The organism is Streptosporangium sp. NPDC005286 (assembly GCF_040607515.1).
In the GTDB taxonomy this organism is placed as follows: Bacteria; Actinomycetota; Actinomycetes; order Streptosporangiales; family Streptosporangiaceae; genus Streptosporangium.
Map to the genome: position 1 here is coordinate 1 of NZ_JBEXGU010000302.1, position 5,505 is coordinate 5,505.

Sequence of the window (5,505 nt, forward strand, 5' to 3'; positions counted from 1 at the left end):
CTCCTGCGATCGTCAAGGATCGAGGTAACGGTCATGTGTCAGCACAAGCCTCCGTGCCCGCCCGCGAACGCCCCTGATCACGACGCGGCCCGCCTCGTGTCGTTCCATCCCGAACAGGGATGGGGGCTGCTCTGCAACGGTGTGGTGCTGTTCGACGACAGCGGCGAGCTTCTCCCCGACGGGCGCAGCATCCCCGCTCACCGGGATTCCTATGCGCAGGCGGCCTGAACTCGCGTGCCGCCGGTGTCCCGCGGCGCCCGGCCGGTCGGCCTCCCCGGCCCTGCCGGGGAACGGCCGTCCGGGGGGATGGCACCGGCTACGGCGACTCCTTCGTGGACTCGGCGAGCCCGTGGCCCGAGCCGTCCGCACGGCGCGCATCCGGCAGGCCTCATGGACCCTGTCGCCCGACGTCTCGTCAACGCCCATGGCGCGGCATCTCGTCCGCGCCCAGCTCAACGACTGGGGATACGACGGGGAGAGCGACATCGCCGAACTGCTCGTCAGCGAGCTGGTCACCAATGCCCTGCTCCACGGACGGGGGGTACCGGTCATCACCCTTTCCTTCCGGGAGGGCACGCTACGCTGCGAGGTCGAGGACGAGAATCCGGCCCTGCTCCAGGTGCGCGAGGAACCCGACAACGACGAGGACGGCCGCGGGCTGCTCCTCGTCGACATGCTGTCCCGTTCCTGGGGCACCGACCGCACGCGCACGGGAAGGCCCGGAAAGGCCGTCTGGTTCGAGTTGCCCGCCCACCCGGCGTGTCAGGCTTCTTGACCGGCCATCCGCGATGATGATCGACGGCTCGGGGACCACGGTGAGGGTCCCCTGGCTACCCGCCCTACGCCGGACGGCGCTGTATCCGAGGATACGATTCGCTGAGGCCAGGAGCGAAGCTCCCGCCGGGCGGTACAAGCTGGACGACAGTGATGCGGGCTGGGGTGTCGTCGGCGGCGCTCGTCCTGTCGTTGAGTGACGGCCGACGGTTCGTCTACTCCACGCGCGAAGCGGAGACGGCGGCCGCGCTGGTCAACGGATGGCTGAGCAGGCAGCGACATTCGCCAGGGTCGCTCTGCACACCGGAGCCTCCGAAGAGGAAGCACTCGTCGCAGCCCGGAAGGCGTTGCTCGCCATGCGAGCCTGAGTGGCAGCCTCCCACCCCGATACCTCGCACTGCGGCATGGCCGCAGCCGACGACGTCCTCCCCACATGACGAGTTCCAGAGTTCAACTGGCAGCTATCCACCGGTCAGATCCGCGGCAATCTTCGTCGGGCACGCTCGAACACGTGACTCACATCCTGAAAGCCGCACTGTCGGTTGGCACAGTTGCCGCCGCCCTGCTCGCCGCCTCCCCCGCGGCGGCCTTTCCCGCCGTTGAGCATCGGGGCGACCCCGCAGTCGTGACGACGGACAACGAGACGCCTGCCCTTTATGACGACGAAGAGGGGGGCAACGCCTCCGGTGACGACCCCGCGATCTGGGTCCACCCGAAGGACTCCCACAAGTCGATCGTGATCGTGACCGCCAAGGAGGGGGGCCTGCGCGTCTACGACATGAAATCCCGGGAGCTCCAGTCACTGGCCGCGACCGAGGCCCCGCGGACCGACACTGCCAAAGGCCGGTACAACAACGTCGACATCGCCTACGACATCACGCTCGCCGGCCGCGTGGTCGATGTCGCGGTCGTCTCGGACCGCTACAACGACCAGCTCCGGTTCTTCGTCATCGACCCGGCCGGCGCCGCGGCGCGTACGCCGCTGACCGAGGTCACCGCGGCTGATCAGCGCTTCCTGTTCAACCCTGACCGTGAAGCCGTCGACGAGGAGCACACGGCGTACGGACTCGCCGTCTGGCAGCCGAAGCGCGGTGAGACGTATGCCGTCGTCACCCAGGAAGGTGCCACGACCCTCGCGACCGCGCGCATCGTCGAGATCGACGGCAAGCTCGGCTACACGAACGTCAAGAAACTGACGATGCCGAGCACCTTCAAGCTGCCGGACGGTTCGACCTGGTCCCCGTGTGAGGAGCCGGGCGTACTGCCGCAGTTCGAGGGTGTCGCGGTGGACCAGAAGTCGGGCGTTCTCTATGCCGCGCAGGAGGATGTCGGCCTGTGGCGGCTGCGGCTGCCGCTCGGCTCGGGCGGGCAGCCGACGCTCATCGACAAGGTCACCGACTTCGGCATCCACGACGCCTACGACAAGGAGTCCGAAGAGTGCCGGCCGATCGACCCGAAGGCCAAGGGGTTCGGCGGCAACCGGCTCACGGCTGACGCCGAGGGCGTCGACATCTACTACGGCCCGGGCTCGACCGGATACGTCATCGTGTCGAGCCAGGGAGACGACACGTTCGCGGTCTACGACCGGCAGGGCAAGAACGCTCCGCTGGGCAGCTTCCGGGTCAAGGGCGTCAAGGGAGCCGACGACGTCAACGGCTCCGACGGGCTTGCCGTGACGAACCGTCCCGTCGGTGACTACCGCCAGGGCCTGCTGGTCACGCACGACGAGCCCGAGACCGGGCCCGACGTCGACGACGAACGCGACGCCACGAACTTCTCCTATGTCTCGTGGGGTGAGATCGCCAACGCTCTGTCGCTCAAGGTGACCACGAAGGCCGGAAACGACCCGCGGTTCCGCTGAGGCGGACTGCCGCAGACCGATCGCGCGAATCAGGGACGCTCTCAGCTGACAAAGATCTCAATCGGAACGCCTCGGGGCATGGTCCCCGAGGCGTTTCCGTTTTCCGCTCGGTCGATCCCCGGTAGCCCCCGGAATCTCTGCAGCACCTCAACGCAACCGTTCGGCCCGCGCACTCGAAGACAAGGTCAGGAAGAACCCGACTCGGCTCGCAACACGCCAAGTTCCCCGTTCATAGCGTCGAGAAAGGCTGCCACGGTGCGCAACTCCTCCGGGCTGAAACGCCGCAGGGCGTTGTCCGTGCCACGGCCGAGCGGACCGAAGAAGGCCGCGGCGAATTCCTTCGCCGCGTCGAGGTAGTGCAGGTGGACCACGCGCCGGTCGTGCACGTCGCGAACCCGGCGGATGTGCCCGGCCCGCTCCAGCCGGTCGAGGCACGCGGTGACGGCACCCGACGTGAGGTTCAACTCCTCCCGCAGCCGACCTGGAGTGATCGGCGACGGAGCGTCAAAGATCTTCATGAGGGCCTGGACATCCGTGGTGTGCAGTCCCTGCTCGTGGGCGAACTCATGGGCGATGCGGTTGAACTCGGCGGTCATCCGGCGCAGTCGTACCGCGAAGGACTGCAGGTCGATGCCTACCTCGCTATCGCCGTTCATGCCGTCATGCTACATTAACTCAACAATTAAGTATCTCAATAATAGAGTTATATGACATCGCGGAAAGGTGATCTCATGGCGCGGCAACCGATCCGCTGGCTTGTTCCGGCACTGCTGGTGCTGGTCTGGCTGGCCGTCGGCGGAGGGCTGGGGCCGTTCGCCGGCAAGCTCACCGAGGTGTCCACCAACGACCAGGCCGCGTTCCTGCCACAGAGTGCGGAGTCGACGCGCGTACTGGAAGTGCAGGAGAGGTTCCGCCAGGGTGAGACGCAGCCACTCATCGTGGTGTGGACCGCGGACGGGAAGGACATCGCTCCCGAGCAGAGCGCCGCGGCGACCCGGACGCTCGCCTCGCTGCGCGGCACGGCGGGCGTCGTCGGGACGCCCACGCCCGCCATCGGATCGGACGACGGCCAGGCGCTGCGGGGCGTGGTCCAGCTCAGCCCCGACCTCGAGGGCTCGCTCGGGGAGACCCTGGACCGGATCGGCTCGGCGGTGGCGGTCGACGGCCTTCGGGCTCAGCTCGCGGGACCGGCGGCCACCCGGGCCGACCTGTCCGGCGCTTTCGCCGGGATCGACGGCCTGCTTCTCGGGGTAGCGCTGATCACCGTGTTGATCATTCTGCTGGCGGTGTACCGAAGCCTGCTGTTGCCGCTCGTCATCATCACCGGCGCGGTCTTCGCACTGGGCCTGGCATGCGCCGTGGTGTACCTCCTGGCCGACCGCGGCATCGTCCGGGTCGACGGCCAGGTGCAGGGCATCCTGTTCATCCTGGTCATCGGCGCGGCCACCGACTACGCGTTGCTGCTGACCGCACGCTTCCAGGAGGAGCTGGCCACGACCGGCGACCGCTTCGCCGCAGGCCGCGTCGCGCTCCGGCGCTCGTTCGAGCCGATCGTCGCCAGTGCCGCCACGGTGGCCCTGGCTCTGCTCGCGCTGCTGCTCAGCAACCTGACCAACAACCGCGCACTCGGCCCGGTGGGCGCCATCGGCATCGTGTGCGCCGCCCTCAGCGCGCTCACCTTCCTGCCCGCGGCTCTCGTCCTGCTGGGTCGCGCCGCCCTGTGGCCGGCGAAGCCGCGTCCGGCAGGCGCCGAGGCCCGCGGGATCTGGGGCCGGGTGGCCACCCTGGTCGACCGCCATCCGCGCCGCCTCTGGATCGCCACCATCCTGCCTCTCATCGGCCTCGCCCTCTTCGCGCCGCAACTGAACGCCAGAGGTGTGCCGCTGGACGAGACCTTCGTGAACGACGCGCCGTCGGTGGCGGCACAGGCGACGCTGAGCGAGCACTTCCCCGGAGGCTCGGGGCAGCCCGCGGTCGTCGTCGTCCCCGCCGGGCGTGCCGCGGCCGTGGAGGAGACGGCCCGCGGCGTCGAGGGCGTGTCCGACACCGCGGCGGTGACCCGGAGCGGACGACCGGGCGACACCCCCAAGATCGTCGATGGACTCGTGCTGGTGGAGGCGACGTTGAACGACGCGCCGGACGGCGACGCCGCCCAGGACACGGTCAAGCGCCTGCGTGCCGCGCTCGCCGCCGAGAACGGTGTCATGATCGGCGGGTACAGCGCCCAGCGATACGACACGACGGAGACCGCGAAGAACGACACGCTGCTCATCGTCCCGGTCGTCCTGGCGATCATCCTGCTCATCCTGATCGTCCTGCTGCGCTCGCTGGTGACGCCCGTACTCCTGGTGGTCACCGTGGCGCTGAACTTCCTGGCCACCCTCGGCGTCTCCGCGCTGGTCTTCACGCATGTGTTCGGATTCACCGGCAGTGACGCGTCCGTACCGCTGTACGGCTTCGTCTTCCTGGTCGCGCTGGGGGTGGACTACAACATCTTCCTCATGTCCAGGGTGCGCGAGGAAACCGCGCACCGCGGGGCGCGAGAGGGTGTGCTGCGCGGGCTGGTCACCACCGGCGGGGTGATCACCTCGGCGGGCGTCGTGCTCGCCGCCACCTTCGCCGCACTGGTGGTGATCCCCCTGGCCTTCCTCGTCCAGACAGCCTTCATCGTCGCCTTCGGCGTCCTGCTCGACACCCTGGTGGTGCGGTCCCTGCTGGTCCCGGCGCTGGTACGGGATCTGGACACGCGGGCTTGGTGGCCCAGCCGCCTGGGCCGTGCCGGGGTAGGGCAGACCTCCAGGGAACTGACCGGGGCGTCAAGGTGATACCCGGCGGGCGCCCGCCCCCGGCACAGCCCTCAGAAGGGCTGT

5 protein-coding genes are annotated in these 5,505 nt (G+C 68.7%); 4 read left to right on the forward strand and 1 reads right to left on the reverse strand.

Features of this window, described 5'->3' with window-relative positions:
• Positions 1-33: 33 nt before the first annotated feature.
• From ABZU75_RS44960 to ABZU75_RS44970, 3 genes are all read left to right on the forward strand, one after another.
• Complete coding sequence (locus ABZU75_RS44960; RefSeq protein WP_355569209.1) at positions 34-228, forward strand: DUF5999 family protein; 195 nt, start codon at positions 34-36, stop codon at positions 226-228.
• Positions 212-775 (forward strand): ATP-binding protein, encoded by a 564-nt coding sequence (locus ABZU75_RS44965; RefSeq protein WP_355569197.1) that lies wholly within the window; start codon positions 212-214, stop codon positions 773-775. The genes ABZU75_RS44960 and ABZU75_RS44965 overlap by 17 nt, the downstream gene beginning before the upstream one ends.
• A gap of 510 nt (positions 776-1,285) precedes the next feature.
• Positions 1,286-2,635, forward strand: coding sequence for a phytase (locus ABZU75_RS44970; protein ID WP_355569200.1), 1,350 nt, complete (start codon positions 1,286-1,288; stop codon positions 2,633-2,635).
• Positions 2,636-2,820: 185 nt separating this feature from the next.
• Here ABZU75_RS44970 and ABZU75_RS44975 read toward each other — a convergent pair whose 3' ends face one another.
• Positions 2,821-3,291 (reverse strand): MarR family winged helix-turn-helix transcriptional regulator, encoded by a 471-nt coding sequence (locus ABZU75_RS44975; RefSeq protein WP_355569203.1) that lies wholly within the window; start codon positions 3,289-3,291, stop codon positions 2,821-2,823.
• A 75-nt stretch (positions 3,292-3,366) separates the two neighbouring features.
• On the opposite strand from ABZU75_RS44975, the gene ABZU75_RS44980 reads away from it, so the two are divergent.
• Positions 3,367-5,460 carry an MMPL family transporter gene (locus ABZU75_RS44980; RefSeq protein ID WP_355569206.1) on the forward strand — a complete coding sequence of 698 codons (2,094 nt, stop codon included), beginning with the start codon at positions 3,367-3,369 and terminating at the stop codon, positions 5,458-5,460.
• The last annotated feature ends 45 nt before the right edge of the window (positions 5,461-5,505 follow it).

What these genes read in the sequence shown, in the direction of transcription:
- ABZU75_RS44960 (WP_355569209.1), top strand. Translation starts at nt 34, where the DNA reads ATGTGTCAGCACAAGCCTCCGTGCCCGCCCGCGAACGCCCCTGATCAC.
- ABZU75_RS44965 (WP_355569197.1), top strand. Translation starts at nt 212, where the DNA reads ATGCGCAGGCGGCCTGAACTCGCGTGCCGCCGGTGTCCCGCGGCGCCC.
- ABZU75_RS44975 (WP_355569203.1), bottom strand. Translation starts at nt 3,291, where the DNA reads ATGAACGGCGATAGCGAGGTAGGCATCGACCTGCAGTCCTTCGCGGTA.
- ABZU75_RS44980 (WP_355569206.1), top strand. Translation starts at nt 3,367, where the DNA reads ATGGCGCGGCAACCGATCCGCTGGCTTGTTCCGGCACTGCTGGTGCTG.